Consider the following 26336-nt stretch of genomic DNA (forward strand, 5'->3'; position numbering starts at 1 on the left):
GAAGACGATGGGTGCCGGGAAAACGGCTTGGGAACGCCTCGGTGAGCACCTACGTGAAACCCAGGTCATTGACTCCATAAACAGGACGCTCTATTGGGATCAAAACACCCGCATGCCGGAGGGAGGAGCGCGTTGGCGAGGTGAGCAGCTCGCCCTGCTGGCCCGTCAGCTGCACTCCCGCCAAAGTTCGCAGTGCTACTCGGATCTGATTAACGAGGCGAGAGACGAGTGGCGTCAGCAAAGTGGCCTTGACGAGCAATCTGCAGCACAAAGTCGCAATCTTGATCTTCTTGAACAGGAGTTGTCTCGCCAGCAGGCATTAGACCCTGATCTTGTCAGCGCATTGGCGACTGCGAAATCTGAGGGGTATGACCTTTGGCAAAAAGCCAGGCGCGCTGACGATTTCGAGATGTTCGCTCCGGCGCTGCGGAACATGATTGCTCTGCGCCAAGAGCAGGCCCGTCAACTACAAGAACCTCGAGGCTGCTGGGAAACCCTGGCACAACCTTTTGAACCGGATCTCACCCTGAAGAGCCTGCAGGAGCTTTTTGCACCCCTGAGGAAACGTCTGCCTGAATTGCTCGGTCGGATCAAGGGTGGACCACGTCCTGGATCCCTCAGCTGGGATTTGCCGGTGGCCGTTCAACAGAACCTCAGGAGTCAGCTGCTTCAGGACTGGGGACGCAACGAAGCAATCACCTGTGTTGCTGAGTCGCCACATCCTTTTTCCATCACACTTGGACCCTCTGATTACCGCATCACAACGCGCGTGGTGCCTGGTCAGCCGCTCTCCTGTTTTCTGGCGACGGCCCATGAATGGGGACACTCTTTATATGAACAGGGGCTTCCTGATGTCAGCCATCAATGGTTTGCCTGGCCTCTTGGGCAAGCCACATCCATGGCTGTGCATGAAAGCCAGTCCCTGTTCTGGGAAAATAGGGTGGCACGAAGTTTGCCGTTTGCAGAACATTGGTGGCAACGCTTTGCAGCTGAAGGGGCACCGTTGGATTCAGCGCATGATTTTTGGCGGGAGATGAATCCCATGGCACCCGGTTGCAATCGCGTGGAAGCTGATGAGCTCAGCTACGGATTGCATATTCTGATCCGCATGGATCTCGAGCTTGCTTTGCTTGAACAGGGTCTGCCGGTTGAGGATCTGCCGGACCAATGGAACAAGCGTTATCAAGAGCTTCTGGGTGTGACACCAATCAATGATGCGCAGGGGTGCTTGCAGGATGTGCACTGGAGTGAGGGCTTGTTCGGATATTTCCCTTCTTATCTCCTTGGCCATCTGATCAGTGCTCAGTTGAGTGAAGCGATGGAAGCCTCGATCGGAGAGCCGGAGGCCCATATCCGGGACGGAAGTATCGATGTGATGTTGAATTGGTTGCGGCAGCATGTGCATCCAATTGGTCGGGCTCTGAACGCTGCGCAGTTGGTGGAGAAGGTGAGTGGCAGGCCTTTATCTGCAGAACCTTTCTTGAAATATCTTGAAGAAAAAATTGATAATTTTACTCGCTGATTGAGCGAATCAGTTTTATTTTTTTCTTTTGACAACCGCTTTCTTCTCTGAAGTATCTAGTTGTCGACATCGATCGTTTGATTGCCATGTCTGCAGCGACCTATTGAGGCCATGCTCAGTTGTTGGTGAAACGCATTGGCGTCAATGAGAATGATTCATTCTTGTCAATCAAAGCATGAAATAGGTCGTTGTCATGTAGATGTTGCCAGGACTACCCCAGGGGATCTGCAGGGGGGCTCGTAAGATTGTTGCGCCGAATGCCTCTTCCCATGGCCAATCTCGACCAAGCTCCCAGTCGCAGCATGCCCAACCTGCTGCACGTGCTTCCGGCGTTCGCTGATGAGTCTGAGCTGCGTCTGAACACGATCGTTGAGCTCAATTCCAACACGATCAACAAATATGAGTTGATCACGGAAACAGGCCATCTGAAGCTTGATCGTGTCGGTTATTCCTCGCTGGCTTATCCCTTCGCCTATGGCTGCATTCCTCGTACCTGGGATGAGGACGGCGATCCGCTGGATATTGAAATCGTCAACGTCACCGAACCCCTGATCCCTGGATCAATTGTTGAGGCCCGCATCATCGGCATCATGACGTTCGATGATGGCGGTGAAGTTGATGACAAAGTGATTGCTGTGCTGGCTGACGACAAGCGCATGGATCACATCAAGAGCTTTGAGGATCTTGGTGACCACTGGAAGAAGGAAACGACCTATTACTGGGAGCACTACAAGGATCTCAAGAAGCCAGGAACCTGCACAGTGAATGGTTTCTTCGGCACTGAGAAAGCCGTTGAAATCATCAAGACCTGTGAGGCTAGGTATATGACGGAGATCGATCCCAAGCTCGTTGACTGAATCGATGCGATGGTCTGAGGCGTCTCAGATCTACTCCATCCTTGATGCCGCTCGCTTGATGGTGAGCGGCATTTTTATTGTTTGATATTGCTTAGGGTTTGAGCAGTAAGGGGGCGTCCGTTGCTGGGATGTTGTACTTCACCCTCAGATCCACAACGGGTTGATCAGCGACCGCCCAGAAATCAAAGTCTTGAATGAGGTTCACGGAGCAGGCCAAGCCTTTTTCATATCCAGCCATGGCTGCATCAGGACTGAATTGACCAGTTTCTGGTGGGATGATGCTGTTGCTTGTGCTGAAAGCCTTGCCGAGGTGAAAGTCGAGAATCACCTCCAGCAGGGATTCAAATCCGAAGCCATCGGTGAACAGACCTGCCTGAAAGGCCGCCACATTCATCTCTCCAGGGCTGTCTGTGTTGAATCCTCCAAGGATGTGGCAGCAGTCGTGATTCACCAGAAGCTCTGAGGTGCTTTTGTGCTCTCCTGGCAGAGCCCAGCCCCGGTCGCGGTACCAGTGAAAAAACGTATGGCCGAGGGTTCCCTCAGCGAAAGTGTCGAGAGTGGCATATCGGCTGGCAACGGACGCATCTCCGATGGCCTGATGGACGGCCGTGATCACACCACGAACGAAGCGAGAGGGGCTGTCGAGACCTAGAAATTCAGCCATGCTTCTGCGCCCGTAGTCGAGAAGCAAGCGCCTGAGATGGTTGTCCCTCACCTGGTGCAGGTCTCGCAGAGTTTGGGGCGCGATCTCGAGAAATGATGCGAAATCGTCCACTACGCCCACCATGCGTGCATCCACTTTCATGTCCACATAGGGAATGAGCACGAGGATCTGAATCAGCTGTTCCCGCTTGCTTCGATCCGCAATGAGCGCGGGGTAATCAGGAGGATGGCGAATCTCTAGGGATTCGAGTTCCACTGAGGAATGCAGAACATGGCGCTGAATGGCCTCCATCATTTCCAGCGTGATCGGCTCTAGTGAAAGCACGCCTCCCGCCGTTCCCACTGTTTTGATCGCCTGCAGAAAGAGGCGTGCTTCCGTTTCCGTCCACTGAAGCTGCTGGGGCATGAGTCGCGTTGCGGTGCTTCGATTTAGCACTCATGCCCTGGATGACGCCGTTGTTGTGCTGACCAGCTGTGCAGTTTCTTCAGAAAGTCCTCCGATGGTGGACGGTTTTTGCTCTGGCCAATAAATAGCTTGAGACCAGTAAGTCTTGAGTGTCTCGAGGTGAAACGTCTTTGTTTTGGGCGGGGAGTCTGCTGCGCTACCGCTGTCACCGCTGTGTTCCTTTGCGGCGCTGCTCCCGGTTCGGCCTCGATGGCATCTGCTCCGGCCGTTGAGGATACGCATATTCATCTCGATCTGAGACAGCGGCGCATCAGCGTGATCCGCAATGGTCAACGCATTGGGCCCTGGCCTGTGGCCATCGGAGACCCAAAGACTCCCACGCCGACCGGCGTGTTTCAGGTTGAGAACAAGCGAGTGAATCCTCAGTACGAAAGTACCAAGTCAGGTCGTGTTCATCCTGTGACTGGACCCTCCAGCCCCCTGGGCCATCGCTGGATTGGTTTTCTTCGGCAGGGGCCCAACCAATTCGGGATTCATGGAACTCCCTGGCCCCATTGGGTGAAGATCCGCGCAGCAGTCTCCAATGGGTGCGTGCGCATGCTCAACGCCCATGTGCAAAAGCTCTATGAACTTGTTGATGTGGGCACCCCGGTGAAGATCACGCGCTGATGCCCAGCTCCCTCAACAGAGGGGAAGACTGCGGTCAGGCTTCGGGGCGAACCGCCTCGAAGATCTCCTGAAGGATTTCCCCTGCACCGCGGGATTTCAAGTCTGCGGCTAGGGCTCGTCCGATGGCTTCAGGATCGGTGAGGCTTCCTCGGCGCTCGTCACGGATCAGGCGCAGGCCATCCAGGCTGGCCACCATGCCAGTGAGGATCAGTTCCTGCCCATCGATGCGGCTGTTCACACCGATCGGAACCTGGCATCCTCCTTCCAGTTCACGCAGAAAAGCCCTTTCAGCCAGGCAGCGTCCGGCTGTGGGTGCATGCTCGAGTACCTGAATGATCTTCAGCACCTCAGGCCGATCACAGACGCACTCGATTCCAAGAGCACCCTGCCCGACGGCATGCAGGGAGATATGGCCAGGGATGATCTGGTGGATGCGGTCCCCGAATCCCAGCCGGCTCAGGCCTGCGGCCGCGAGAATCAAGCAGTCGTATTGACCTGCATCGAGTTTCTCGAGGCGGGTGATCACATTTCCGCGGACATCTTTGAATTGGAGATGGGGGAAGTGATGGCGCAGCTGGGCCAATCTGCGTAGAGAGCTTGTGCCAACCACGGAGCCTTCTGGAAGGGTTTCCAGGGTGTGGTCAGCGTTTTTGCTGTTGACCACAAGGGCGTCTGCAGGATCTTCTCTCTTGGTGATGCATCCCAGCATCAGCCCTTCAGGGAGGTTGGTTGGCAGATCCTTCAAGGAATGGACGGCGATCTCTGCCCTGCCCACAAGCATCTGCGCTTCAAGTTCTTTGGTGAACAGGCCTTTGTCACCGATCTTGGCGAGGGCCACATCAAGGATCTTGTCGCCCTGGGTGGCCATGGCTTCAACTGAGATGGCCATGCCTGGGTGCGCCGACTCAAGCTCCGCCTTGACCCAGTTGGTCTGAACCATGGCCAGCTGGCTGCGGCGGGACGCGATGCGCAGGTGCTCGAGAGCCATGGACATTTCAAAACGATGGTCAACCCTACGAACCCTAGGGATCCAAAAACCCTCAGCTTGAAGAGAGTGACACGGAATGAATGCGGTGGATTCCATCGCATTCATTCATTCTTCGCGCAGTGCCGACCATTTGTCTTTGGTTCCCGAGTCTCGTGAGCCATCTGGCTCGGCCCTCTCGTCACTGTGACCTAGGTGATCTGGCTGGGAACAGATCACTCTTGGGCCTCATTGAGCAGACCAGCCCAGGACTCTCATCAATCGGCCTACGATTGAATCTCATCGATTGGGTTTCATGCCAGGACCTGTCGTTAACGGTGTGAAGGTGAGCCGTTCCGCATCCGGTGAAGCCGCTCATCAAATAGCTGAATCACAACCTTTTCTGCCTGTGCTCAGTGAAGGAACGATCCGCGTGGTGTTACTCACCAGTGGGCTTTTGGTTGTGGCACGTCTCAGGCAGACCACCGATCCAGATGGCGATCGTGCTTATCAGTTGATTCGCCCTATGCGCCTGGTCGGGGACCTCGATGGTGATGAATGGTCCTTACATCCGTTTCTTGCGGGGCTGACACCGCAGCGCAACATCGTGATGCTGAAGGCCGCAGTGGCCGCAGTGCTGGAGCCCGAAGCCAGAATTCTTCAGGTTTACACGCGCTCCACAAACCAGGAATGCCCACCGTCAGAAACCCCTGTGGAGCGGTTGAAAAAAGCGTTCCAGGAATTCACAGACAGTATTGAGACCGGTTGAGTCCTTGTGAAGAGGAGTCATTGAGGCCAAAGTGCAGCACTTGACTCGACAATCCGACGACAACGGAGAGCCAGTGATGCGTTGGGATTGGGAACGCCCGCCCGTTTTCATGGGTAGAAGGGTTTCCCTGCAAGAGAAGACAACCGCTGCGTGTGCAGCATTCTGCTTCCACCAGAATCGATAGCGCTTGCACAACTCGCTGACTTGGAGATTCCCGCTGTCTTCAAGAAGAGCGGTTCTATCAAACTCTCGATCACGACATCGGGTACACGTTAAAAAGCCCCGCGTCAGCAGGGCATATGAATTGACTTCAGAGAGCTAACCAAAACATCAAATAGAGCAAGAGACTTTTTTGATGCCAAACGATCAAAAGAAGGAAAGGATCACAACAAGTGGCACAGGCTCAAATTCAATGCCAACCCGATACTCCATGCAAAACTCATTTTCCTGCCAAAATGAAACCCCTGAGAACCTTTGTTTAGCAAAAGCTTTCAGGGGCAACCGTTTTTTGCTCTTTAGAGCGTTGGATTATTTGATGTATTCCTTGAGTACGCCGTTGCGGTTGGGATGGCGCAGTTTGCGCAGAGCTTTGGCTTCAATCTGGCGGATGCGTTCGCGGGTGACATCGAAGATCTGTCCGATCTCCTCAAGGGTTTTCATGCGGCCGTCATCGAGGCCGTAGCGGAGTCGCAGGACATCCCGTTCCCGTGGGCTGAGGGTGGCCAGGACGCCCTCAAGGTCTTCCCTGAGAAGGTTCTTGGCCACATCCTGTTCTGGATTCTCGATGTCGGCTTCAATGAAGTCGCCAAGGCGTGAATCTTCTTCCTTGCCGATCGGTGTTTCCAGTGAAATCGGCAGTTGGGCTGATTTCGCAATAAACCGCAGTTTTTCGATGGTCATCTCCATCGATTCGGCGATTTCTTCTTCCGTGGGCTTGCGGCCGAATTCCTGACTCAGGACTTTGGTCGTTTTTTTGATCCGTGAAATCGTCTCGTAGAGGTGAACCGGTAGTCGGATCGTGCGGCTCTGGTCGGCAATGGCGCGGGTGATCGCCTGGCGAATCCACCACGTGGCGTAGGTGGAGAACTTGTAACCCTTCTCATGATCAAATTTTTCGGCGGCTCGGATCAGACCCAGGCTGCCCTCCTGAATCAGGTCCTGGAAGCTCAGGCCGCGATTCATGTATTTCTTGGCAATCGATACCACCAACCTCAGGTTCGATTGCACCATCTTTTCCTTGGCTCTTCGGCCCAACATCAGTCGCCTGCGGAAGCGAATGACTGGCATCTCCACCAGGGCAGCCCATTCTTTGGTGTCGGGCAACTTGCCGTTGTCACTCTCAAACTGGGCTGCGAGTTCCTCGAGATGGAGTAAGTCGGCAATCTTTCGGGCCAGTTCGATCTCTTCATCAGGACGCAACAGCCGGATTCGACCGATCTCCTGTAGGTAAACCCGAATGGAATCTTCGGTGTAGACCCCTTTCGGTCCCACCTTGATGCTGGCGAGAACCTTGGCTTTAGCATCAGCCTTGGCTTTCTCTTCTTTGGTGGTGGTGCCAGCATCAGCCGCTGACTGAGGAGTGCCTGCAGCTTTCCCCGACGCATTGGCCAGCAATTGATCTGCTGCCGCATCAAGGTCTGGAGCTTTGGAGGCAGCTGTTTTGCTGCGACTGCGTGAGGTGGTTTTCGTGGATTTGGTTGTTTTTGCCGCAGGCTTGGCTTTGGAGCTCTTCGCGGACGTTGGAGCAGCCTTGCTCTTGGGCTTGGCTTTGACGGTTAAATCTTTGGGTTGACCATTGGCATCAGCCATCATCACGATCGCTGGTGCTTGCTTAGCGTCAGCCTGAGCGGGTTTGCGCACTGCAGGGCTCATGGAAAATCAGGCGAAGAACTTCGATTTCGAACGTGCGACTGTGGTTTCTGAGAAAAGGTCAGAAAGTGTTCACTACGACTCCCGCTACCCGTTGCACTGGGGCAAACAACACGGGAGAGTGATCAAAATTCAGTCGATAGGGGTGTGGGTTGATGCAGGGCTGTCAGGGGCGTTCTCAGACCGGTGAGCCAAAGGGTTAAACCTGACTCAAGCATCGTGTCTTCCCACTGGACGGAACTCTGCATTGTTCCGACAACAGCATTTAGCTGCCCAACAGATTCATCTTAAGAAAAAACATGTGATGTCTGCAACCCCAGTGGAATCCAGTCAACCGAACGGGGCTCAGGGGCCTGTACGGGTGGTGGATGTCTGGCTTGAAGCAGGACGGGATGGCCGCACGTTCACGTACGGGGACTATCAGCAACTAGGGCTCGCTTTTGGGGATCTTGTGGTTGTGCGGCTGCGAGGTCGTCGACTTCAGGGTCTTGTCATCGACTCCCGTCCTTTGCGCGTTGAAACCCAGCAGCACTCGCAATCTCTTCAGCCCGTGGATGCTCTGCTCCAGCGGGCTGCGGTGGACCCCGACTGGCGAACCTGGCTCGATGCCATGGCAGCCGCCTGCCACACCAGTCCATTCCGAATGCTCAAAGCCGCGTTGCCACCAGGCTGGCTCGGGCAGCGCGGTCAGCCAGCCTCTCCAGGCCGAAAGCTCTGGTGGGTCGAACTAACGAGAACGCTCGGTGATCCCCATCCCAAGGCCGCCCGTCAACACGCCTTGCTGGAGAGTCTGAAAGCAGCTGGTGGGGGGGCATGGCAACGGGATCTCCTGAACCAGGGGTTTCACGCCGGGATGGTGCAGTCTCTACAGGTCAAGGGCTATCTGCGTCGAGAGCAGCGGATTGCTCCGGCTTCCGAGTCCTCCTTAGAGCTTCAGGGTAATCATTCCAACGAAGACGGGCTAGAACCACCGCGTGATCTCACCGATGAGCAACAGGCTGCGATCAATCGTTTTCAATCTTTGCCTGATGGAAGCGGCCTCCTCCTCTGGGGAATCACTGGCTCAGGCAAAACAGAGGTGTATCTGCAGTTGGCGGCTGCGGAGATCGCCCGCGGTCATCACTGCCTTCTCCTCACCCCTGAAATCGGCCTGATTCCCCAGTTGGCGGACCGCTGCCGCAACCGCTTCGGTCGTCGAGTTCTCGAATATCACAGTGGTTGCAGTGATGGGGAGAGGGTGCGCTGCTGGCGCCGCTGCCTTCAATCTGAGGAGCCGCTGGTGCTGGTTGGAACCCGCTCAGCGATTTTTCTCCCCTTGCGTCCCCTCGGCCTTGTGGTGCTCGATGAAGAGCACGACAGTTCCTACAAGCAGGAATCCCCGATGCCTTGTTACCACGCACGGGATCTTGCCCTTGATCGGATTCGTCGTCAGGGAGGGCGACTTTTGCTTGGCAGTGCCACCCCATCTCTGGAGTCCTGGAGCCGGCTAAAGCCAAAGGGGCCCCTAGAGCTGGCAAGGCTTTCCTCCCGAATCTCCCGCCAACCCCTGCCCCCGGTTCGCATCATCGACATGCGTCTCGAGCTGGCGGAAGGCCATAAGCAGCTCATCAGTCGCGCTCTGATGGACCGGTTGGCAGCCCTGCCTTCCAAGGGCGAACAAGCTGTTGTTTTGGTTCCGCGCCGGGGCTACAGCACCTTTCTCAGCTGTCGCAGCTGTGGTGAGGTGGTGATGTGTCCTCATTGCGATGTGGCCATGACCGTTCATGGCAGCCGCTCGCAGCAGCAGTGGCTTCGTTGTCATTGGTGTGACCATCGCGCAGCCCTGACAGATCACTGCACAGCCTGTGGTTCGTCAGCCTTCAAGCCGTTCGGCGCTGGCACGCAACGCGTGATGGAACGGTTGTCCGAGGAGCTGGATGGACTTCGCCTGCTCCGCTTCGATCGCGACTCAACGGGAGGGCGGGACGGGCACCGGCGCCTGCTGGCTCGATTCGCTGAGGGTGAAGCTGATGTCCTGGTCGGCACCCAGATGTTGGCCAAAGGGATGGATCTGCCCCAGGTCACTCTGGCTGCAGTGCTTGCGGCTGATGGCCTTCTGCACCGACCGGATCTGCGGGCTGGTGAGCAAGCTCTGCAGCTCATGCTCCAACTGGCTGGCAGGGCCGGCCGTGGAGAGAAACCCGGTGAGGTGCTTATTCAGACCTACTGCCCGGATCACCCGGTGATCCAGCATCTGATCGATGGGCGCTACGAACGGTTTCTCGAGGAAGAATCGACTCTCAGAAAACAGGCGGGGCTCGTCCCCTACGCGAGAGCTTGTCTGCTCCGATTGGCGGGGGAGTCCGCAGCTGCCACGGCGACGGCAGGAACTCTCCTGGCAGAACAACTTCGCCCTTTGTGCGCCGCTGCCGGTTGGCAGCTGCTTGGACCAGCGCCAGCGCCGGTCGCCCGGGTGGCAGGGCGCAGCCGCTGGCAGCTGTTGCTTCACGGCCCGACGGAGACGCCCATTCCTCTGCCTCAGGGCTCAGTACTTTGGGATCGATTACCCAAGGATGTGACTCTTTCTGTCGATCCAGATCCCCTCCAGCTCTGACGTTCAGGAAGGGAGCTGCGGGTACCCGTAGCCGAGCGATTGCCGGATCGACTGCAAGAGAGTGCTGACCAACAGGAGCCCCAGGACCACAAGGCTGCCCAGGCCGAGGCGGCTCCATTGCCATCGATGCAACTGCAGATGGTTCACCTCGCCAGGGGCCAGAGACCAAACGAGGCGTTGTTCCTCGAGCCGTGCAGGGACCGGCACGCTGTTCACGTGGCGCAGGTCAGTGCTGGGGCCAATGGTTACTGCGAGGGAATCGCGGGGAAGCGAGTCGATCTCCGTCAGATCAAGCTTCAGGCTTAGGTTCTGCTGCACGCCGACCAACCAGTTCCGTTCATGGATGCTGAGATCAGGAGGTGGCAGCGACAGTCCTGCGGTGCGTCCCGCGCGTTCAACGGTGTCGCTCATCAATCTTGCGGCTGTATCAGCGTTCAGAGGCCGACTGGTGAGAGTGAGTTCACCATCACGCAAGGTTGTCTGAGTCCAGATCGGGTTTGGATCGCGCACCGCTGATCTGAAATTGCTTTGCCAGGGCAATGTGCGGCCGCTCAGGCTGTTGATGTGCCAGGTCATTTCAAGTCGGTCTGGGCCCACCAGATCCAGATCCGCCCGGATCTGCATGCAGCCTCCCAGAAGAAGTGTGAGACCGACGAGCACCACGATCACCACAGCGGCAAAGCCTGCCGATGGCCCTTTGGTTGGCCCCGTCGGCGGTGGGGGTGGCGGAGTCGGTTGTCGACGTCGTCGGCTGATGCGTGGCCGCTGACCCATGCGCGGCGTCATTTCAAGGGTGGGGAGCTGCATCGACCAGCGCGCAGGTCGTTCAAGGCTTGGAGCCTCCAGCACATTCAGAAGCTGTTTGGCCCGGTTGCGCAGTTCCGGGTCCCTGCAGCGGGTGAGAAGCCTGCAGGTGGTCACCGCTCGACGATCTTCACCCTGTCCCATCCATGCAGTGACCATCAGCATGCGGATCAACGCCCCTTCGGATTCGCTGATGGGGTGGGTGGATGCCAGCGGTTCCAGAAGACGGAGGCAGCGTCCATAGTCACCCCGATCCAGTGCCTGCTGCGCTTCTGCCAGGCCAATGATCATGGTTCAGCCGCGTCCGAGCACCATGGTGCCGATTCCAGCATCAGTGAACACCTCCAGCAACAGCGCATGGGGAACCCTGCCATCCACGATGTGAGCGGCGGAGACACCCTGGGCGAGTGCTCGGATGCAGCATTCTGTTTTCGGGGTCATGCCACCAGCCACGACGCCGTCGTCGATCAGTTGCCTGGCTTCCGACAGCTTGAGTTGTCGGATCAGGGACTCCGGTGATTCGCGGTCTCTGAGAATGCCTGGGGTATCGGTGAGCAGGATCAGCTTTTCTGCCTCTAACGCTGCAGCCAGCTCGCCGGCAACAGTGTCTGCGTTGATGTTGTGTGCGACCCCTTCAACGTTGGCGGCAACACTGGAGATCACCGGTACGTAGCCTCGATCCAGAAGAGGCTCGAGCACATCCGGATTGACGCGCGCGACATCGCCGACCAGTCCGTGGCTGCCATCGCCCCAGGAGCGAGCTTCCACCAAGCTGCCGTCGCTCCCACTCAGGCCGACTGCTCTGGCTCCGAGGCGATTCAGTCCATTAACGATTTGTTTGTTGACCCTGCCAACGAGAACCATTTCCACCACGTCCATCGTGGCTGGATCAGTCACCCGCAAGCCCTCGCGGAATTCAGGTGCGATGTCGAGTCGTTTTAACCAGTGGTTGATCTCAGGTCCTCCGCCGTGAACAACCACCGGTTGCACACCCACGCTTCGCAACAGGGCGAGATCCCTGAACACAGCGGTTTGCAGTGCGGCATGGGCCATTGCTGCGCCGCCGTACTTCACCACGATCCGTCGCCCTGCGAATCGCTGGATGTACGGAAGGGCTTCGCTCAGGACGGAAACCCTGAGGGCATCATCCATCGGTTCGTGATCAGGACTCACCATGCTCGCCTGCCGAGGAGGCGCCCGCCGGCAGAAGGGTGAGATCGAGGCTGTCCCTGTCCAGTGGCGTGATGGTTGCCGAGAGCCCTTTGGCGAAGAACCGACCGAGACGTTCCCTGCGCTCTTGCCAGCGCTCGAGTGGAACCGCCTCGCAGGCGAAGCGCATGCGCAGGCCATAGCCGGACTCACCATGGAGTTCCTCGATCTCGAGCAACTGAGGAGGGCGATCTTCGTCCCACAGTTTCAACGCCTCAAGGGAACTCTCAAGGTGAGCTTTTTGACCGTATCTCCAGCGCGTGACATCGCCGAGCAGTTTGCCAAGTTCAGGCGCTGCAGCCTCCCTTTCCTGTTGGAGCTGATTCTTAGGAACAATGCGTTTGGCGGGTGGCAGTTCCGATGACTTCAGTGCCAAGCCTCCAAGCAGGATCGGGATTCCATAGAAAATTGTGGGAAGGCTGAGATTGGCGTTGCCGGTGGTGTAGGCCACTGCACCGACCACGGTGAGCACGCCTCCGGCAACAGTGACCAGACTTCCCGGTGAAAGCAGATCCTTCATTCGCTCTCGACAGTTGGGACATTCTGCCGGCGTAGGGGCCAGGATGGGTTGATTAACGATCACGCCGATGGAGAGCGCCACACCCCGGGAACCCTTCACGCAGCCGGAGGAGGGGGCGTTGGAACTCATCCAACAGTTGGAACAGGACAGAGCCTGGCTGCTTGAGCAGATCGATCGCGGACGCTGGTCCGACTTCCGGTTGGACCTGGCCGCACTGGAACGCGAACTCGGTCAGCTGCTTCGCAGGGCTGCGGAGCAGAGACCGGCCGAGCGGTAATCAGAAGGGAATGTCGTCGGTATCAGGCACCAGTGGAGCGCTGTTCCACTGCGCGGCGGGCTCTGATGCAGGAGGCTGCGAAGCTGGTGGCCGCGGTGTTGTCGGTTGAGAGGCTCGCTGGCCCTGGGGGGCGGCTGGAGTCGCCTGCGCTGGGGACGGTGTGGCGCCCACTGCATGCAGGCGGGACAAGGTGAACTCAGCCCGTTTCTCCTTGGTGCCGTCTTGCCGAGGAACAGTATTCATGCGCAATCGACCTTCGATTAACAGACGTTGTCCCACCTGCACGCGGTTCTGGAGGTCTTGGGCGAGATTGCCCCACCCGACAACTTTCAGTTGCCCGCGGGGGTCATCCGGTCGAAGAGCATCGAAGCTCACGTCCATTTCCGCGATCGGAGTTTGATTGTCCTGGGTGTAACGGAGGGTGGGAGCCTGGAGCACATCCACTTCCAGAACGCAGTGATTCATCCTCGATCGATGCGGTGAGCGCCATCCTGATGCACCGACGAACGAATCGCCAGAGCCACGTTCTTGTTTTCGCTGGCACCGGCGAGGGCCCTGCGCTGGTCGCGGCCCTCGGTCATGCCGGTCGGGGCGTCAGCGTCAGCGTCGTCACGGAATCGGCGGCTGAGGCGTATCGATTGGCAGACATCAGAGATCTGCATGTGGGTTCGTTTCGCTCAGCTGAGGATCTCGGCTCCCATTGTTTGACCCACGCTGTTGATGCGGTGGTGGATGCCACCCATCCCTTCGCGCTCACGATCAGCGCTCAGCTGCATCAGATGTGCATCGCCCATGCTTTACCGCTGGTTCGTTTTGAACGCCCGGGATGGACGGGAGACCGGGCGTCCTTGCTCAGCGAGGTGCACGCGCTCTCCCATCAGCCCCTGCAGGGTCGCAGGTTGCTACTGGCTTTGGGCGCTAGGCATCTGGCGGCGGCCACGCAGGCCGGCCGGGCTGCCGGTGCGATCGTGAAAGCTCGGGTGTTGCCGACACCTGCCGCGATCAGGCTTGCAGGGGCCGCGGGTCTCTCCGGAGAGGATTTGGCGGTCTTGCGACCGCTGAGTGGAATTCGTCCAGGGGCCGTTGAGGCCGCTGTCTGCCGCCGCTGGGCCATCACCGATGTGCTCTGCAGGCAGTCAGGAGGTGCGGCCGATGCGCTCTGGAGCGCTCTTGCCGAGTCCGTCGGATTTCATCTGTGGAAGTTGAAGCGTCCTTCCCCCCCAGAGACTGTCCCTATCGTTCAGAGCCCGCAAGAGCTCCTCGCTTGTCTGGATGGTTTGTCGGTTTAGCTCAGGTGCTGGGCGACTAAGTCCTTGAATGACACCTGGGAACGCGGCCCGAGCTGCGTCACGACCTGTCCAGCGCAGATGGAGCCGATCCGTCCGCAGGTCTCCAAGGCAAGTCCCTGGGTGTACCCGTGCAGAAAGCCCCCGGCATAGAGGTCGCCGGCGCCTGTGGTGTCGATCAGATCTCCCAGTGCATAAGAAGGAATGTCCCAGCGCTGGCTTCCACTGAGCACCACTGATCCCCGCTCGCTGCGGGTCAGTGCGGCCACACTGCAACAACCTTTCACTTGCGCGAGTGCGGACTCGAAATCATCCGTGCTGTAGAGCGATGTGATTTCACTCTCATTGGCGAACAGCACATCCACATGCCCGTTCACCAGTTCAAGGAAGCTGTCGCGGTGCCGGTCGACGCAGAAGCCGTCCGACAGGGAGAGTGCGACCTGGCCGCCCTCGCCCTTGCAGGCTTCAGCTGCAGCGATGAAGGCTCGCTTCGCTGCAGGACTGTCCCAGAGGTACCCCTCCAGATAAAGCACTTTTGTTTGCTTCACCATCGACAGATCCAGGTCATCTGGTTCGAGCTGCGTGGATGCACCCAGATACGTGCACATGGTGCGTTCGGCATCCGGGGTGACGTAGATCAGGCAGCGGGCGGTGGTGGATCCGCTGGTAGCCGCTGGTGTGTCAAAACGTGCACCCACGGCGCGGATGTCGTGGCTGAAGATCGATCCGAGCTGGTCATCCCGCACCCGTCCGATGAATCCGACTTGGCCGCCGAGTTGGGCGATGCCCACCATCGTGTTGGCCACCGAGCCACCGGAGGTCTCCAATCCTGGACCACTGGATCGGTAGAGCGCTTCTGCCTGCTGCTCATCAATCAGGGCCATGCCGCCTTTTTGAAGGCCTTGCTGCTCGAGAAATGCGTCATCGGTCTGCACGAGCACATCAACGATGGCGTTGCCGATCCCCACCACGTCAAACGTGGTGGTGGAGTTGGCGAATCGTGATGTGCTCATGGGGGCAGAACGCGTGAATTGGGGCAGTCTCGCTGTTCGTGGCACCCTCGTTGCCGCACTCCCTGGTTGATCAGGCGCTCAGCAGTGCCCGTTTCGGTCCGTGGATCGGATCCTCCACCACGATGGTCTGATCGCGGCTGGCACCGAGGGACACGATGGCGATGGGAACCTCCATCAGGTCGGCGAGGAAGCGCAGATAGGCCATTGCTTTCTCAGGCAGATCCTCCAGGCGGCGGCAGTCTGCGGTGGAACATTGCCAGCCTGGCAGTGTTTCGTAGATCGGCTTGCAGCGGGCGAATGCCTCGGAACAACTCGGGAAGTGGTCGATGCGCTCGCCATCGAGTTCGTAAGCCACGCAGACCTGGAGGGCATCGATCTCATCGAGCACATCCAGCTTGGTGACGGCAAGGCAGTCGAGACCGTTGACCTCCACGGCGTAACGTCCGATGACGCCATCAAACCAGCCACAGCGGCGACGGCGACCCGTGGTGGTGCCGAATTCACCACCTCGGTCACAGAGGTGATCGTTGAGGCTTCCGTCGAGTTCAGTCGGGAAGGGACCTTCTCCCACGCGAGTTGTGTAAGCCTTTGCCACGCCGATTACGCGGTCGATCAGTGTGGGGCCAACGCCTGCGCCGATGCAGGCACCACCGGACACCGGATTGGACGAGGTCACGTAGGGGTAGGTGCCGTGGTCGAGGTCGAGGAGTGTTCCCTGAGCACCCTCGAAAAGAATGTTTTTCCTATTGCGGGCAGCTCCGTGGATGGCCCGGGAGCAGTCCACAACATGGGGGGCTAAGCGCTGGCCGTACTCGAGATACTCGGCGATGACTTCCTCGTCGTTGAGAGGATCCATTCCATAGATGGATTGAAGGAGCTGATTCTTCTCTTGAAGCGGTCCCTCGAGGCGATCTCTCAGCCGTTGTTCATCGAGCAGATCAATGACCCGGATTCCGCTTCTTTGGGACTTATCGGCGTAGGTCGGACCGATGCCCCTTCCGGTGGTTCCAATTCTGCGGTCGCCCCGCTGCCGTTCCATCGCCTGATCGAGAAGACGGTGGTACGGCATCGTGACGTGGGCCGTTGACGCCAGCTGCAGGCCAGAGATGTCAATGCCATTTTTGATGAGCATGTCCAACTCGCCGAGCATCACCCGCGGATCCACAACGGTGCCTGATCCGATCAGACAGATCGTGTCTGGGTAGAGAATTCCTGAGGGAATCAGGTGAAGCTTCAGCACCTGATCATCAACAACGATGGTATGACCGGCGTTGACGCCTCCCTGATAGCGCACCACCACATCTGCGGAACGACTCAGAAGGTCGGTGATCTTTCCTTTTCCCTCGTCACCCCACTGAGCACCGATGACGACAACGTTGGCCAAAGACTCGGCGGCCCGAAGCCGCGGTTCTGCACAATCCGTGATTATCTCAGACTTGCGTGCCTAAGGTCAAAGATGCTTAGAACTATGTGACAGCGACAAGGTGGTCGTTGTGTCATGTTCCGCGAAGAGCCGCCTTTTCCGCCTTGCTGAGCTCTTTCTCAACGCGAGTTTTGAGAGCATCCGGCACTGGACGATTGGTGTACGTGTTGTAGTGACCCTGCAGAGAATTGAGCGCCGTCTGCATGGTTGTGAATGAGCTCAATCCGTTCACCTGAGGCCGTGGACGGTACCGGGACATGTAGTCATTGATGAGATCGTGGGCTTCATGCTCGGAGTCCTGCAGACCCTCCGAGTCGGAAGGCAGGGCAAGTGTGTTCTGAAGCATGTGGACCACAGCCACGGTGTCTTCGACGTAATCCCCGGAAAGCAGCGAGGTTGTGTTGTCACCACAGGCGGTGAGCAGAAGAGTGAGTCCAAGGCAGAGCGACAGGGTGAGGCTTGTCAGCTGTCGGCCTAGACGGGTCAGCGCGGCGTGCATGGCGTGGAGGATTTGCGGAACTTTAATGGGGGTCAGATCTCTGGTCGCAGGGTGTTGAGGATGGACTCCTTCACCTGTCGATAGGCCTCTTGATGGTCCATCGTTGTGGATTTGCATGCAGATCTCTCCACCACCTCAACCTCCCCATCTCCAGCATCCCTTCCCACCACAATTCTCCAGGGGATGCCAATGAGGTCCGCATCCTTGAATTTCACGCCTGCCCTTTCATCGCGATCGTCCAGCAAGGCATCGATGCCGGCGTCTAAAAACGACTGATAAAGCCCTTCTCCCAGGGCGACCTGGTTGGAATCCTTCATCTTGGCGATGACCACGATCACCTGGAACGGGGCGATACCCACAGGCCAGCAGATACCGGCATCGTCGTGGTGCTGTTCCACAGCAGCCTGGGCAAGCCTGGAGATGCCGATGCCGTAGCAGCCCATTAGCAGTGCTTCCTGCTGTCCCGCACTGTTGGTGAATCGAGCATCGAGTGCTTCCGAATATTTTCGTCCGAGCTGGAAGATATGACCCACTTCAATTCCTCGGCATGCGGAAAGGGTCTGGGAAGGATCGTGCACACACTGTTCGCCTGGGTGGGCTGTCCTCAGGTCAGCTCTGATCTGCGTCGGTATCGCGTCCCATGTGCGGCCCCAAACGTGTTGATCTCTGCTGCTGGCTCCACAGACGAATCGCGACAAATCGAGTGCCGTTGCATCGGCCAGTCGCAGGAAATGGGTCTGCCAAGTGCGGCTTCCTCGTAGTGCGGTGTCGCTGAGATCGGGGCCAATGGATCCAAAAGGAAGCTCTGATAGCCCCTGCTGGCGAAGCTGCTGTTCGGAGATGGGACTGATTTCAAGAACCGTGGCATCAAGCGATCGACTCACCGCATTCGCCAGCTTCACATCATTGAGAACCTGATCGCCCCGCAGGCTGACCAGAATCGGTTGCTCCCTTCCGTCGTCGAGGCGGGCGAGCAGTACGAGCACTTTTACGGTCTGGGTGGGGTCCAAACCATTGGCTGCACACAGCTGTTCGATTGAGGTTTGATCAGGTGTGTCGATCATTCGCTCTGAACCGGCCTCGAGCGTTTGGGCTATGGGGGGCAACGACGTTGCTTTCTCCTGATTCGCCGCGTACAGGCCATCGCTGCTGGTGAGAATCAAATCCTCGCCAGCTTCGGCGGTCACCATGTATTCCTGCGAGGCTGCACCGCCGATCGCCCCGCTGTCGGCGTCTACGGCGACAGCCTCAAGGCCACACCTCTTGAAAATTCGCGCATAGGCCGCAGCCATCGCCTGATAGGTGCCTTCGAGGTCGTCCTGGTTGGCGTGGAAGGAGTAGGCATCTTTCATGATGAATTCTCTCCCGCGCATTAAGCCGAAGCGAGGACGAATCTCATCTCTGAATTTGGTTTGGATCTGATAGAGCGTGACCGGCAGTTGTCGATAGGAGCGCAGCAGGTCTCCGGCCAGTTCGGTGATCACTTCTTCATGGGTGGGACCGAGCCCGAGCTGGCGGTTTTGGCGATCCTCAAGGTGAAACATGATCCCTTCACCTGCTGTGTAGCCCGGCCAGCGGCCGCTCCTCTCCCAGAGGTCTGCGGGTTGTAGCTGGGGTAGCAGGGTCTCGAGCGCTCCAAGGCTATTCAGCTCATCGCGAACAATCGCGTTGATCTTGCGAAGAACCCTCCACATCATCGGCAGGTACGCATAGATGCCAGCGCCAATCCGTCGGATATACCCACCGCGAACCAGCAGTTGATGTGAGGGGATTTCTGCGTCAGCAGGGACGTCCCTCAGCGTCACCAGCATCAGGCGGGAGACGCGCATGACATCCAAACAAAACAACCCCAGAAAGTTATCACCGCTGATAAAAAGGTCGATCTGAGAAGTGTCCTTTTGGCTGTGATCGTTGCTGGCATCACGAGTCTCAGCTGCTAAGGTCTGCGAATTCCAAGCCGTCCCAGTGCTGTCTCATGTTTCCTCGCCCGCTTGATGGTTCGGTGTCTTCCGCGGCCGATTCAGTGGGGCTAAATGAAGAAATTGGCTCTGTGCTTTCACAGTCTGATTCTTTAGTGGGGATCGATGATGTGCAAAAGTCTCTGAATCGTTCGCGGGCTTCTGTTTACCGTTATACAAATACAGATCCTCGCAATCTCAATCCTCCTTTTAATCCTAGAAAGCTAAATCCTGAGTATCGGAGCGATCAGAAAGATCCTTTGTTGTTTCACCCCAACGAAGTGGCCCGTTTCGCTAAGGACGTGCTCAGGATTAAGGAAGTCACCGTTGAGGTTTTAAATTCACCGTCAACGGCGACCCAGCAGGTTCTCGCTGCAATTCTTGAGGAATTGCGTCTTATTAGGACTCAGTTGGACGGTATTCCTGCGGCTCCATCGGATTTGGCGTCTCGTCGTGACCGTCAGGAGCGGCCTGCTGCATAGAGAGCCGAAAAGTGCCAGAATGGCAATGGTAAGACATTAATAAGCTTGCCATTCCCGGTCGAGAGTTCAGTTTCTCGATTCAGTCCGCGAGCTGAACCTGGGATGCCCCTGTTTTCCCCTTAATGGACCCTGAGCCCGTCTTCGAGACCGCACCAGTATCTGCTCCGCTGGTTTCCCTCCCTTTGCTTGTTCTTCTGGGGTTCACGCTTGCCGTAACAGGGCTCAGCATTCCGATGGTCGCGGTTTTGAGTGACCGACCATCATCAAAGTCCTCCTCTGTCACGAAGAGCAATGGACCTAAGGGCTCTTACCCCATCTCCCTCTCCAGGACTGGTCAATCTCCTCGTGGAGATTCCAGCGGGAAGTCGCAATAAATACGAGTATTACGAAGCTTGCGGAGTGATGGCTCTCGATCGAGTTCTCCACTCTTCAGTGCGTTACCCCTTCGATTACGGATTTATTCCCAACACCCTTGCAGCCGATGGATCTCCCCTCGATGCCATGGTGATCATGGAGGAGCCAACGTTCGCAGGCTGCCTAATCCAAGCCAGGCCCATCGGGGTCCTCGATATGCACGACATGGGGCATTACGACGGGAAAATCCTCTGTGTGCCTGTGGCGGACCCCCGGCAACGAAAAATCCACAGTATTCATCAGATCGCTCCCAGCCAGCTCGAGGATGTTGCGGAGTTTTTTCGTACCTACAAAAATATGGAAGGGCGGGTGACTGAAATCGGTGGTTGGAGGGATTCGGAGGCTGTGGCCCCCTTGCTTCAGGCTTGCATCGAGGCTGCTGAGCGCTGAGTCGAAGGTGACGTTCGACCAAAAATTGTCTGTTGGCTCCCGCCAAGTCCCCTGCTGCTTGTAAGTTGGTTCGCGCCAAGCCTGTGAACGACCGTGCCCACCATCCGTTTTGAGCAGGAAGGCCAGCAGGTCGGTTGTATCGAAGGTGCCAATCTGCGCAAAGCGGCTCTTGCTTCAGGCATCAATCCCTACAAAGGCCTGAATAACCTCAATAACTGCGGAGGCGTTGGCCAATGTGGCACCTGCGTCGTGGAGGTCCTGGAGGGTTCCCAGAATCTTTCCCCCCGCAGCGATGTTGAAGAGGTCTATCTCTCTGATCGACCAGCCAACTATCGCCTCAGCTGTCGCACGAGTGTGAACGGAGACGTCACGATCCGTACCCGTCCTGACGATGGTGTCGGCAAAGGTTCCAACAGCCTTCTCGGTGCTGTGAAGAGCCTTCTAGGCCGTTGATCGGTCCATGGCGGATTTGAAGGTTTACAGCTACTCCCGTTGTGCAACGTGCCGCAAAGCTCTGGCATGGCTTGAGTCCCACGACATCAGTGCCGAGGTCATTGACATCACTGTCAGGCCTCCTGACCGGCAGACCCTCACGGATGCTCTTCAGCAGTTCGGGCAGGTGAAGCCTTTGTTCAACACGAGTGGTCAGAGCTACAGGGCTTTGGGCGCTGCTGTTGTTAAGGCCATGACAGACGACGAAGCCATCGACGCACTGGCTGCTGATGGAAAGTTGATCAAGCGACCCTTCGTTTGTTGCGCTGATGACTCCTTCCTGGTTGGCTTCAAGCCTGAGGCTTGGGCGGAAGCCTTTCTGAACTGAAATTCAAGCCATCGAGCTCCGTAATCAGCTCATCAACATCTTTCTGAAGGCGGAGCTGACTCATGCTCGACCTCTTGAGATCTTCAAGAAAGACAGCGATGAGCTCCTGACTGCGTTCGAGCACAGCCCCTGTCTCCAGCTTGTGAGCCAGTTCTTCCCAGAATCGATCCGCTGTTTCTACCCCAAGACTTTCAAGGACTGGATCCTTCTGGCCGAGCCGATCTCCGGCATTGCGCGACAGATTCAAAAGCGAGTCGACCAGACCGGCAGACAACGTCTGGCTCAGCTTCTGTCCAGCATTGTCGACTCCTGGGAGTGTTCTCAGGGCTCCTGGAATCGCTGTTTCCTCCAGATTGCGCCGCAATATATGGCCGATAAAGGCAACCAGTTGAGGGCGAAGGGCAGGACCGACCTGAATGAGAATGAGCGGGAGCCAGAGCCTGAGGAGTTCGGCAAGCTCTGGTTCCCCCTCGTCGATCACACTCTGATGGGTGCACAGTCGCCGGATCTTCTCAGGTAGGCGGGGAGATTTCACCACATCCTGAGCGGTGTCAAGGATCCGCAAGGTGATCACTTCGAACAGTTCCAGAGCGAGAACAGCCACAACGCCGCGGCTGATCACAGCCCGCAGCGGCTCCAGTTGAAGCAATCGGGCACTGGACAGACGCTCGGTGACTGGAATGATGCGTAGCAACCTCCAGAAAGGAATCAAAAGCGGTAGATCAATCCAGCGGCGCAGCAGCGCGTCACGCCATGTGATGACGGGGTAACGCCGCTTCAGGCGAAAGCTGCGGATGAGGATGTCAAGTAGGAACAGGATCTGGAAGGGGGTATCGATCTGCCAGGAGCGATCGATCGCCTGTCCGTTCTCATCGGTTCCGCGCCAGTAATTGGAGCCGGCCAAGGGGAGGATGCTCTTGTTCCAGAAGCGCCTTTCCTCCTCCCAGTTCTGTTCTGAGAGGTGGTCGTTTCCTAGGAGATGGGCAGCAGCCTGTTTCGCCGAATCCATGCCTGCTCTGGAACGGAGGCGGCTTTTGAGCTTCTCGAGTGTGCCCGCCTTCCCCGAACTCACGAAGGGATTTTCGTCGATCAGTTGGCTGTTGCGAACCACCATCTCGAGGCGGAGCTGCTGAACTTCTGGGTTGTCGATTCCTTTCGTTGCCGCGGTTGTTTCCAGGCGTCGGAAATGGTTGATGTATCCCTGCGTGTCCCGATGGGGTTCGATTCCCTTGACCCTGTCGTACGCCGGCGTGATGTCTGGCAGCCAAGGGAGGGGAATCGCCAGGTTGATCGAGGGCAGCGGAAACAGGGTTCGCTGGAGCCAGAAATTCCGGAGCGGAACGTAGGTCACATCAAAGATGACCCAGGCCAGATTGATCGCAGCGATGGTTGCGACAACCCTGTCCCAGCCCAGCCAGAAGCGCTTGGCCGCGCTGGGCTGCACGCCTTGCCAGCGGGGTCTGACCATGGCTCCTCCTTCATGAAATGAGGCTAGGAGCTCATCGTTCCACGCCTATCTTGTGATGCTTAAGGCCATAGGTTTCCGTTGCCCAACGAGCAGCACGATTCATCGTCATCGGGTCCCAATTCGTCCGTGAAGGCGTCGAAGGCGTTGGTTGAATCCAACGTGTCCCGTTCTCATCCCTTCTGGGATTTCTGGGGCCCTGTCCTGTTCACCCTGGCTCTTTACTTAGGCATCCGCCACTTCGTTGCTGAGGCCCGCTTCATTCCCTCAGGATCCATGCTCCCCGGTCTGCAGATTCAGGACAGGCTTTTGGTGGAAAAACTCACTTACAGCGGAAGGAGCCCGCAGCGCGGTGAGATTGTGGTGTTCAATTCGCCCCATGCATTCGACCCTGCGCTCAAAGCAGCTGGCTCTCCCTCTCCACTGCGCTGCGGTCTGGTGAGTTTTCCACTCGTCGGATTGATTCCAGGGCTGGGTCATCCCGCTTGTGACGCTTACATCAAACGTGTGGTCGCTATTGGAGGTGACCGCGTGGTGGTCAATCCTCGCGGAGAGGTTTCCGTCAACGGCAAGGCTTTAGATGAGCCTTACGTCACGAAGTTCTGCCCCCTGGATGACCAGGGCATGAGCCTTTGCCGAACTCTCAATGTCACAGTCCCCGAGGGGCATGTGCTGGCACTTGGGGATAACCGCAGCAACAGCTGGGATGGTCGTTATTGGCCAGGCGGTCCTTTCCTGCCGGAGGACCAGATCATTGGCCGGGCGTTCTGGCGTTTCTGGCCCCTCAACAGAGTCGGCTCTCTGGGATCCTGAGTCCGCAATGCATCACCTGGCCTTTCAGCTCGTTGCCTAGGAGAGGCTGATTGGCTGAGCAAGGACTCATGGGGTCGGAACGTGAGGGCGTCCATGGGTGCTCAGGGTCGAATAGCAGCCAGCGGTTGCTGCCCAGTGCCAGCACCTCTTCCTTCACTCCCAGCAGCGTGGATGGACCGAAGCTGATGACCTGCCAAAGCTGTTCAGGGGTCCATCCTTCATCGACGACCAGGGTCTGCCAGAGGGACGGCAGTACTAAGTGATGCCCAGAGATCCCGCGAGAGCGCTGATCGGGCGGCAGGAGGCATTCCTCGTCGTCCAGTGGCGTGGCCTGAACGGCGACGGCCTGAATCAGGTTCTTTGCCAGTCCTTTAATCAAAGCCTTGCGATCCGACCGTGATCCCAGGGATGGATCCACAAACCATGTGGATGCGGTGGCGCTGCTTTCAAAGGAATCAGCCACTACATGCCACCAGTTCACGGTGGCTTTCGGGCGTAATGGCATCTGTTGCAGCAGCTCTACAGCGTCAGCGGTGGAGAGTGCCATCAGCACCAGTCGGCGGTCTGGGTGACACTGCTGGAGTTGCCCAAGCTGGCTGAGGGGCAACGTCTCACTGCTCACCGGGTCCAAAGGCCATCCAGCCCTCAAGGCGTTCACTCCTTCCCGCAGGAGACCCTCGCCCCGTAGCGCTAAGTCAAGCGGTGGGATCAGCAGGGGTGCTGCGTTCATCTCTCCAAGCGTTAGTGCGCGATCGAGGAGGGCAATCGGTGGCATGGACCTGCCGTCACTGAGGCCGACGGCTCCGGCTTCCAGCAGATCGCCATGGGCCGTTAACTCCACTCCGGAGCTCCCCCTGCTGAAACCTCCCCAAAGGTGAACGCTGACATCACAGTCGCTCCGCTGGAATCCCTGCAGATGGTCTGGCTGTTCCCGTTGACCATGCAAAGTTCTTGGAAGCAGGGCGAGCTGGCCGAAGCCGGCCGATCCAGCTGTCCGCACCAAGCTCCCCAGGGTTTCTCCCCTGCCGTGGAACGGTTCTGGAAGTCCCGAGTGACAATCCACCAGGCAGGGGGCCAGAAGCTGATGGCCGGCGTCCTGCGGCTCCAGAGCTTCGGATCGGCCCTTTCGGCGGGCTTCGTCCCCAAAGGCTTCAAGCCGCCGGTTCTTGATCAGAACAGCGGATTGCTTTTCTACAGCCTGACCCGGTCCGACCAGGACCTGGACAGGATCCAGCAGCATTGATGCATCCATCAGGGTTCAGAGTGCTCCAGCAGCTGTTCTGTCCAGAACCCCTCCGAGATGGGAGGTGAGGTTCAGGCAAGCAACAACTGCAGGCTGCCCTGTTTCCGTGGGCATGTCGACCACGGTGACGCCTCCATTGCCTTGTTTGATAGCCCAGATGTCACTGGGACTGAGGCCAAGGAGTGAACAGAGAATGGTCTTGTTGACCGCATCGTGAGCGACCACCAGAGCGGTTTCAGACCGATCCAGGGATTCCGCAATGGTGTTCCAGCTGTGGACCGAGCGTTCCCATACATCCTGGATGGTCTCTCCTTCTGGCATCTGCACCGTTTCAGGTGTGCGTTTCCATTCATCAAGAAGTTCAGCCCATTCGGCCCTGATCTCTGATTCCAGCTTCCCTTCCCAGAGTCCATGGCCGATCTCAACCAGTCCGCGGGTGACCGTCAGCGGCACTCCGGGATGGGAGCGCAGGATTCCTTCGGCTGTCTGTCGCGGCCTGGACATCGCGCTGCTGTAAGCACGCTGAATCGACACGGTTTCCAGAAAAGCCCTTGCTGCTTCGGCTTGGGCGTGACCATTGCTGTTCAGGGGGATGTCGATCTGCCCCTGAAAGCGCCCATCACGGTTCCAGTTCGTTTCCCCGTGCCGAACCAGAATCATCCTTGAACCGGCTCCTTTGGGAGGGAGCGGTGGATTGAGATGCGCCGTGCTGTTCAGGCACTCGATCTGTACCTGGTGGTTACTCCCCTGAGGGATGAGATTGAAGACAGACAAGGAGGCGTTGTCGAGTCGCAATCGGCGGAAGCCTCCCGCAGGATTGCCCAGCAATGTTGTGATCAGGCAGCGCAGGATGGCGTTGTGCCCAACCAGCAGCACTGTTTCGTTGCCGTCAACAGGATGACGGGCCAGCAGTGCGTCAAGAAACTGGCTGGCCTGTTGCATCAGTTCAGGCAGCGGTCGATAGCGGATGCCGTCGTGACGTGTCAGCTCCAGCTGCTCAGGATCACTCCTCCAGGCTGCGTACTCTTCTGGAAAACGCTCGGCTCGTTCGGCTGCCGTGAGGCCGCTCCAGGGTTCCAGATCGATTTCAAGAAGACCGTCATCGAAGCAAGGCTCAAGCGCATCGTTCCGGGCTGCCAGAACTCCTGCCGTGGTCGATGCAGCCCGTTTCAGCGGAGAGCTGTACACCGCCGTGATCGGCACGACTGCGAGGGCCGTGCCGGTGCGGCGTGCCTGCTCCTCGCCTGCTTCAGTCAGCGTAGAGAGGTCATCCCGCCCCTGGATTCTGCGCTCCACATTGAAGCTGCTGAGTCCGTGGCGAACGAGGAGAAGACGCAGGGTCACGGCTTCGTGCGTGCAGGGCGCCGCCATCGTATGAGTGAGCCCCTGTTTGCTCTGGCCTCGCCCG

At 57.8% G+C, this 26336-nt stretch carries 27 protein-coding genes; 12 read left to right on the forward strand and 15 right to left on the reverse strand.

Going from position 1 to position 26336, the window contains the following annotated elements; all coding sequences use genetic code 11:
* Positions 1 to 7: 7 nt before the first annotated feature.
* Positions 8 to 1522, forward strand: coding sequence for a carboxypeptidase M32 (locus tag ACLM45_RS13655; protein WP_415409817.1), 1515 nt, complete (start codon positions 8 to 10; stop codon positions 1520 to 1522).
* Between the two features lie 269 nt (positions 1523 to 1791).
* Positions 1792 to 2379: an inorganic diphosphatase gene (locus tag ACLM45_RS13660; RefSeq protein ID WP_006043574.1), complete on the forward strand. Its 588-nt coding sequence runs from the start codon at positions 1792 to 1794 to the stop codon at positions 2377 to 2379.
* 91 nt (positions 2380 to 2470) lie between these two features.
* Here ACLM45_RS13660 and ACLM45_RS13665 read toward each other — a convergent pair whose 3' ends face one another.
* On the reverse strand, positions 2471 to 3448 hold the full coding sequence (locus tag ACLM45_RS13665) for a hypothetical protein (protein WP_415409819.1): 978 nt from the start codon (positions 3446 to 3448) through the stop codon (positions 2471 to 2473).
* 249 nt (positions 3449 to 3697) lie between these two features.
* Between ACLM45_RS13665 and ACLM45_RS13670 the strand changes: the two genes are divergently transcribed.
* Positions 3698 to 4117 carry a L,D-transpeptidase gene (locus tag ACLM45_RS13670; RefSeq protein WP_415409820.1) on the forward strand — a complete coding sequence of 140 codons (420 nt, stop codon included), beginning with the start codon at positions 3698 to 3700 and terminating at the stop codon, positions 4115 to 4117.
* A 34-nt stretch (positions 4118 to 4151) separates the two neighbouring features.
* On the opposite strand, the gene hemC is transcribed toward ACLM45_RS13670, so the two are convergent.
* Positions 4152 to 5105: a hydroxymethylbilane synthase gene (gene hemC, locus ACLM45_RS13675; protein ID WP_415411439.1), complete on the reverse strand. Its 954-nt coding sequence runs from the start codon at positions 5103 to 5105 to the stop codon at positions 4152 to 4154.
* A gap of 292 nt (positions 5106 to 5397) precedes the next feature.
* On the opposite strand from hemC, the gene ACLM45_RS13680 reads away from it, so the two are divergent.
* A complete protein-coding gene (locus tag ACLM45_RS13680) occupies positions 5398 to 5850 on the forward strand; it encodes a DUF6561 domain-containing protein (RefSeq protein WP_415409821.1) in 453 nt (150 codons plus the stop codon).
* Positions 5851 to 6378: 528 nt separating this feature from the next.
* Here ACLM45_RS13680 and rpoD read toward each other — a convergent pair.
* A complete protein-coding gene (gene rpoD, locus ACLM45_RS13685; protein ID WP_415409823.1) occupies positions 6379 to 7722 on the reverse strand; it encodes an RNA polymerase sigma factor RpoD in 1344 nt (447 codons plus the stop codon).
* Between the two features lie 122 nt (positions 7723 to 7844).
* Entirely contained in the window at positions 7845 to 7967 is a 123-nt protein-coding gene (locus ACLM45_RS13690; RefSeq protein WP_415409825.1) for a hypothetical protein, read from the reverse strand.
* Positions 7968 to 8023: 56 nt separating this feature from the next.
* Here ACLM45_RS13690 and priA point away from each other — a divergent pair, with 56 nt between their 5' ends.
* Positions 8024 to 10312: a primosomal protein N' gene (gene priA / locus ACLM45_RS13695; protein ID WP_415409826.1), complete on the forward strand. Its 2289-nt coding sequence runs from the start codon at positions 8024 to 8026 to the stop codon at positions 10310 to 10312.
* A gap of 3 nt (positions 10313 to 10315) precedes the next feature.
* On the opposite strand, the gene ACLM45_RS13700 is transcribed toward priA, so the two are convergent.
* Genes ACLM45_RS13700 through ACLM45_RS13710 form a run of 3 tightly spaced genes read right to left on the reverse strand, consistent with a single transcriptional unit; the run spans position 10316 to position 12845 of the window.
* Positions 10316 to 11407, reverse strand: a complete 1092-nt coding sequence (locus tag ACLM45_RS13700) for a DUF3153 domain-containing protein (RefSeq protein ID WP_415409828.1) — start codon at positions 11405 to 11407, stop codon at positions 10316 to 10318.
* A gap of 3 nt (positions 11408 to 11410) precedes the next feature.
* Entirely contained in the window at positions 11411 to 12268 is an 858-nt protein-coding gene (gene argB, locus ACLM45_RS13705) for an acetylglutamate kinase (protein WP_156783720.1), read from the reverse strand.
* A gap of 10 nt (positions 12269 to 12278) precedes the next feature.
* Positions 12279 to 12845, reverse strand: coding sequence for a DUF2854 domain-containing protein (locus tag ACLM45_RS13710; RefSeq protein WP_415409830.1), 567 nt, complete (start codon positions 12843 to 12845; stop codon positions 12279 to 12281).
* Positions 12846 to 12912: 67 nt separating this feature from the next.
* Here ACLM45_RS13710 and ACLM45_RS13715 point away from each other — a divergent pair, with 67 nt between their 5' ends.
* A complete protein-coding gene (locus ACLM45_RS13715) occupies positions 12913 to 13122 on the forward strand; it encodes a hypothetical protein (RefSeq protein WP_006043586.1) in 210 nt (69 codons plus the stop codon).
* Here the strand turns inward: ACLM45_RS13715 and ACLM45_RS13720 are convergent, their stop codons facing one another.
* Positions 13123 to 13587, reverse strand: coding sequence for a single-stranded DNA-binding protein (locus ACLM45_RS13720; RefSeq protein ID WP_006043587.1), 465 nt, complete (start codon positions 13585 to 13587; stop codon positions 13123 to 13125).
* Between the two features lie 14 nt (positions 13588 to 13601).
* Here ACLM45_RS13720 and ACLM45_RS13725 point away from each other — a divergent pair, with 14 nt between their 5' ends.
* Entirely contained in the window at positions 13602 to 14411 is an 810-nt protein-coding gene (locus ACLM45_RS13725) for a precorrin-6A/cobalt-precorrin-6A reductase (RefSeq protein WP_415409831.1), read from the forward strand.
* Here ACLM45_RS13725 and ACLM45_RS13730 read toward each other — a convergent pair.
* From ACLM45_RS13730 to ACLM45_RS13745, 4 genes are all read right to left on the reverse strand, one after another.
* Positions 14408 to 15421: an adenosine kinase gene (locus tag ACLM45_RS13730; RefSeq protein ID WP_415409833.1), complete on the reverse strand. Its 1014-nt coding sequence runs from the start codon at positions 15419 to 15421 to the stop codon at positions 14408 to 14410. The two genes, ACLM45_RS13725 and ACLM45_RS13730, sit on opposite strands and share 4 nt — an antisense overlap.
* A 70-nt stretch (positions 15422 to 15491) precedes the next feature.
* The gene (locus ACLM45_RS13735) at positions 15492 to 16805 is read right to left on the reverse strand and encodes an adenylosuccinate synthase (RefSeq protein WP_006043590.1); all 1314 of its coding nucleotides are present in this window, start codon (positions 16803 to 16805) and stop codon (positions 15492 to 15494) included.
* A 112-nt stretch (positions 16806 to 16917) separates the two neighbouring features.
* The gene (psb27, locus tag ACLM45_RS13740; RefSeq protein WP_415409834.1) at positions 16918 to 17343 is read right to left on the reverse strand and encodes a photosystem II protein Psb27; all 426 of its coding nucleotides are present in this window, start codon (positions 17341 to 17343) and stop codon (positions 16918 to 16920) included.
* Between the two features lie 32 nt (positions 17344 to 17375).
* On the reverse strand, positions 17376 to 19172 hold the full coding sequence (locus ACLM45_RS13745; RefSeq protein WP_415409836.1) for a proline--tRNA ligase: 1797 nt from the start codon (positions 19170 to 19172) through the stop codon (positions 17376 to 17378).
* A gap of 146 nt (positions 19173 to 19318) precedes the next feature.
* Here ACLM45_RS13745 and ACLM45_RS13750 point away from each other — a divergent pair, with 146 nt between their 5' ends.
* From ACLM45_RS13750 to ACLM45_RS13765, 4 genes are all read left to right on the forward strand, one after another.
* The gene (locus tag ACLM45_RS13750; protein WP_415409838.1) at positions 19319 to 19783 is read left to right on the forward strand and encodes a resolvase; all 465 of its coding nucleotides are present in this window, start codon (positions 19319 to 19321) and stop codon (positions 19781 to 19783) included.
* 291 nt (positions 19784 to 20074) lie between these two features.
* Positions 20075 to 20587 (forward strand): inorganic diphosphatase, encoded by a 513-nt coding sequence (locus ACLM45_RS13755; protein ID WP_006043594.1) that lies wholly within the window; start codon positions 20075 to 20077, stop codon positions 20585 to 20587.
* A gap of 93 nt (positions 20588 to 20680) precedes the next feature.
* The gene (locus tag ACLM45_RS13760) at positions 20681 to 21040 is read left to right on the forward strand and encodes a 2Fe-2S iron-sulfur cluster-binding protein (protein WP_006043595.1); all 360 of its coding nucleotides are present in this window, start codon (positions 20681 to 20683) and stop codon (positions 21038 to 21040) included.
* A gap of 7 nt (positions 21041 to 21047) precedes the next feature.
* Positions 21048 to 21407: an arsenate reductase family protein gene (locus ACLM45_RS13765; protein ID WP_006043596.1), complete on the forward strand. Its 360-nt coding sequence runs from the start codon at positions 21048 to 21050 to the stop codon at positions 21405 to 21407.
* Here ACLM45_RS13765 and ACLM45_RS13770 read toward each other — a convergent pair.
* Entirely contained in the window at positions 21370 to 22875 is a 1506-nt protein-coding gene (locus ACLM45_RS13770; protein ID WP_415409839.1) for a hypothetical protein, read from the reverse strand. The genes ACLM45_RS13765 and ACLM45_RS13770 overlap by 38 nt on opposite strands.
* A gap of 78 nt (positions 22876 to 22953) precedes the next feature.
* Here ACLM45_RS13770 and lepB point away from each other — a divergent pair, with 78 nt between their 5' ends.
* The gene (gene lepB / locus ACLM45_RS13775) at positions 22954 to 23685 is read left to right on the forward strand and encodes a signal peptidase I (protein WP_038004754.1); all 732 of its coding nucleotides are present in this window, start codon (positions 22954 to 22956) and stop codon (positions 23683 to 23685) included.
* Here the strand turns inward: lepB and ACLM45_RS13780 are convergent.
* Together ACLM45_RS13780 and ACLM45_RS13785 are read right to left on the reverse strand one after the other, a co-directional pair.
* Complete coding sequence (locus ACLM45_RS13780) at positions 23657 to 24937, reverse strand: dihydroorotase (RefSeq protein ID WP_415409841.1); 1281 nt, start codon at positions 24935 to 24937, stop codon at positions 23657 to 23659. The two genes, lepB and ACLM45_RS13780, sit on opposite strands and share 29 nt — an antisense overlap.
* A gap of 6 nt (positions 24938 to 24943) precedes the next feature.
* A complete protein-coding gene (locus ACLM45_RS13785) occupies positions 24944 to 26272 on the reverse strand; it encodes a histidine phosphatase family protein (protein WP_415411440.1) in 1329 nt (442 codons plus the stop codon).
* Positions 26273 to 26336 lie beyond the last annotated feature (64 nt).

The organism is Synechococcus sp. A10-1-5-9 (assembly GCF_047716785.1).
In the GTDB taxonomy this organism is placed as follows: Bacteria; Cyanobacteriota; Cyanobacteriia; order PCC-6307; family Cyanobiaceae; genus Synechococcus_C.

Excerpts from the sequence above, each read along its gene's own strand:
- ACLM45_RS13655 (WP_415409817.1), top strand. The coding sequence starts at position 8 with ATGGGTGCCGGGAAAACGGCTTGGGAACGCCTCGGTGAGCACCTACGT.
- ACLM45_RS13660 (WP_006043574.1), top strand. The coding sequence starts at position 1,792 with ATGGCCAATCTCGACCAAGCTCCCAGTCGCAGCATGCCCAACCTGCTG.
- ACLM45_RS13665 (WP_415409819.1), bottom strand. The coding sequence starts at position 3,448 with ATGCCCCAGCAGCTTCAGTGGACGGAAACGGAAGCACGCCTCTTTCTG.
- ACLM45_RS13670 (WP_415409820.1), top strand. The coding sequence starts at position 3,698 with ATGGCATCTGCTCCGGCCGTTGAGGATACGCATATTCATCTCGATCTG.
- hemC (WP_415411439.1), bottom strand. The coding sequence starts at position 5,105 with ATGGCTCTCGAGCACCTGCGCATCGCGTCCCGCCGCAGCCAGCTGGCC.
- ACLM45_RS13680 (WP_415409821.1), top strand. The coding sequence starts at position 5,398 with ATGCCAGGACCTGTCGTTAACGGTGTGAAGGTGAGCCGTTCCGCATCC.
- rpoD (WP_415409823.1), bottom strand. The coding sequence starts at position 7,722 with ATGAGCCCTGCAGTGCGCAAACCCGCTCAGGCTGACGCTAAGCAAGCA.
- ACLM45_RS13690 (WP_415409825.1), bottom strand. The coding sequence starts at position 7,967 with ATGCAGAGTTCCGTCCAGTGGGAAGACACGATGCTTGAGTCAGGTTTA.
- priA (WP_415409826.1), top strand. The coding sequence starts at position 8,024 with ATGTCTGCAACCCCAGTGGAATCCAGTCAACCGAACGGGGCTCAGGGG.
- ACLM45_RS13700 (WP_415409828.1), bottom strand. The coding sequence starts at position 11,407 with ATGATCATTGGCCTGGCAGAAGCGCAGCAGGCACTGGATCGGGGTGAC.
- argB (WP_156783720.1), bottom strand. The coding sequence starts at position 12,268 with ATGGATGATGCCCTCAGGGTTTCCGTCCTGAGCGAAGCCCTTCCGTAC.
- ACLM45_RS13710 (WP_415409830.1), bottom strand. The coding sequence starts at position 12,845 with ATGAAGGATCTGCTTTCACCGGGAAGTCTGGTCACTGTTGCCGGAGGC.
- ACLM45_RS13715 (WP_006043586.1), top strand. The coding sequence starts at position 12,913 with ATGGAGAGCGCCACACCCCGGGAACCCTTCACGCAGCCGGAGGAGGGG.
- ACLM45_RS13720 (WP_006043587.1), bottom strand. The coding sequence starts at position 13,587 with ATGAATCACTGCGTTCTGGAAGTGGATGTGCTCCAGGCTCCCACCCTC.
- ACLM45_RS13730 (WP_415409833.1), bottom strand. The coding sequence starts at position 15,421 with ATGAGCACATCACGATTCGCCAACTCCACCACCACGTTTGACGTGGTG.
- psb27 (WP_415409834.1), bottom strand. The coding sequence starts at position 17,343 with ATGCACGCCGCGCTGACCCGTCTAGGCCGACAGCTGACAAGCCTCACC.
- ACLM45_RS13745 (WP_415409836.1), bottom strand. The coding sequence starts at position 19,172 with ATGCGCGTCTCCCGCCTGATGCTGGTGACGCTGAGGGACGTCCCTGCT.
- ACLM45_RS13750 (WP_415409838.1), top strand. The coding sequence starts at position 19,319 with ATGTTTCCTCGCCCGCTTGATGGTTCGGTGTCTTCCGCGGCCGATTCA.
- ACLM45_RS13755 (WP_006043594.1), top strand. The coding sequence starts at position 20,075 with ATGGACCTAAGGGCTCTTACCCCATCTCCCTCTCCAGGACTGGTCAAT.
- ACLM45_RS13765 (WP_006043596.1), top strand. The coding sequence starts at position 21,048 with ATGGCGGATTTGAAGGTTTACAGCTACTCCCGTTGTGCAACGTGCCGC.
- ACLM45_RS13770 (WP_415409839.1), bottom strand. The coding sequence starts at position 22,875 with ATGGTCAGACCCCGCTGGCAAGGCGTGCAGCCCAGCGCGGCCAAGCGC.
- ACLM45_RS13780 (WP_415409841.1), bottom strand. The coding sequence starts at position 24,937 with ATGGATGCATCAATGCTGCTGGATCCTGTCCAGGTCCTGGTCGGACCG.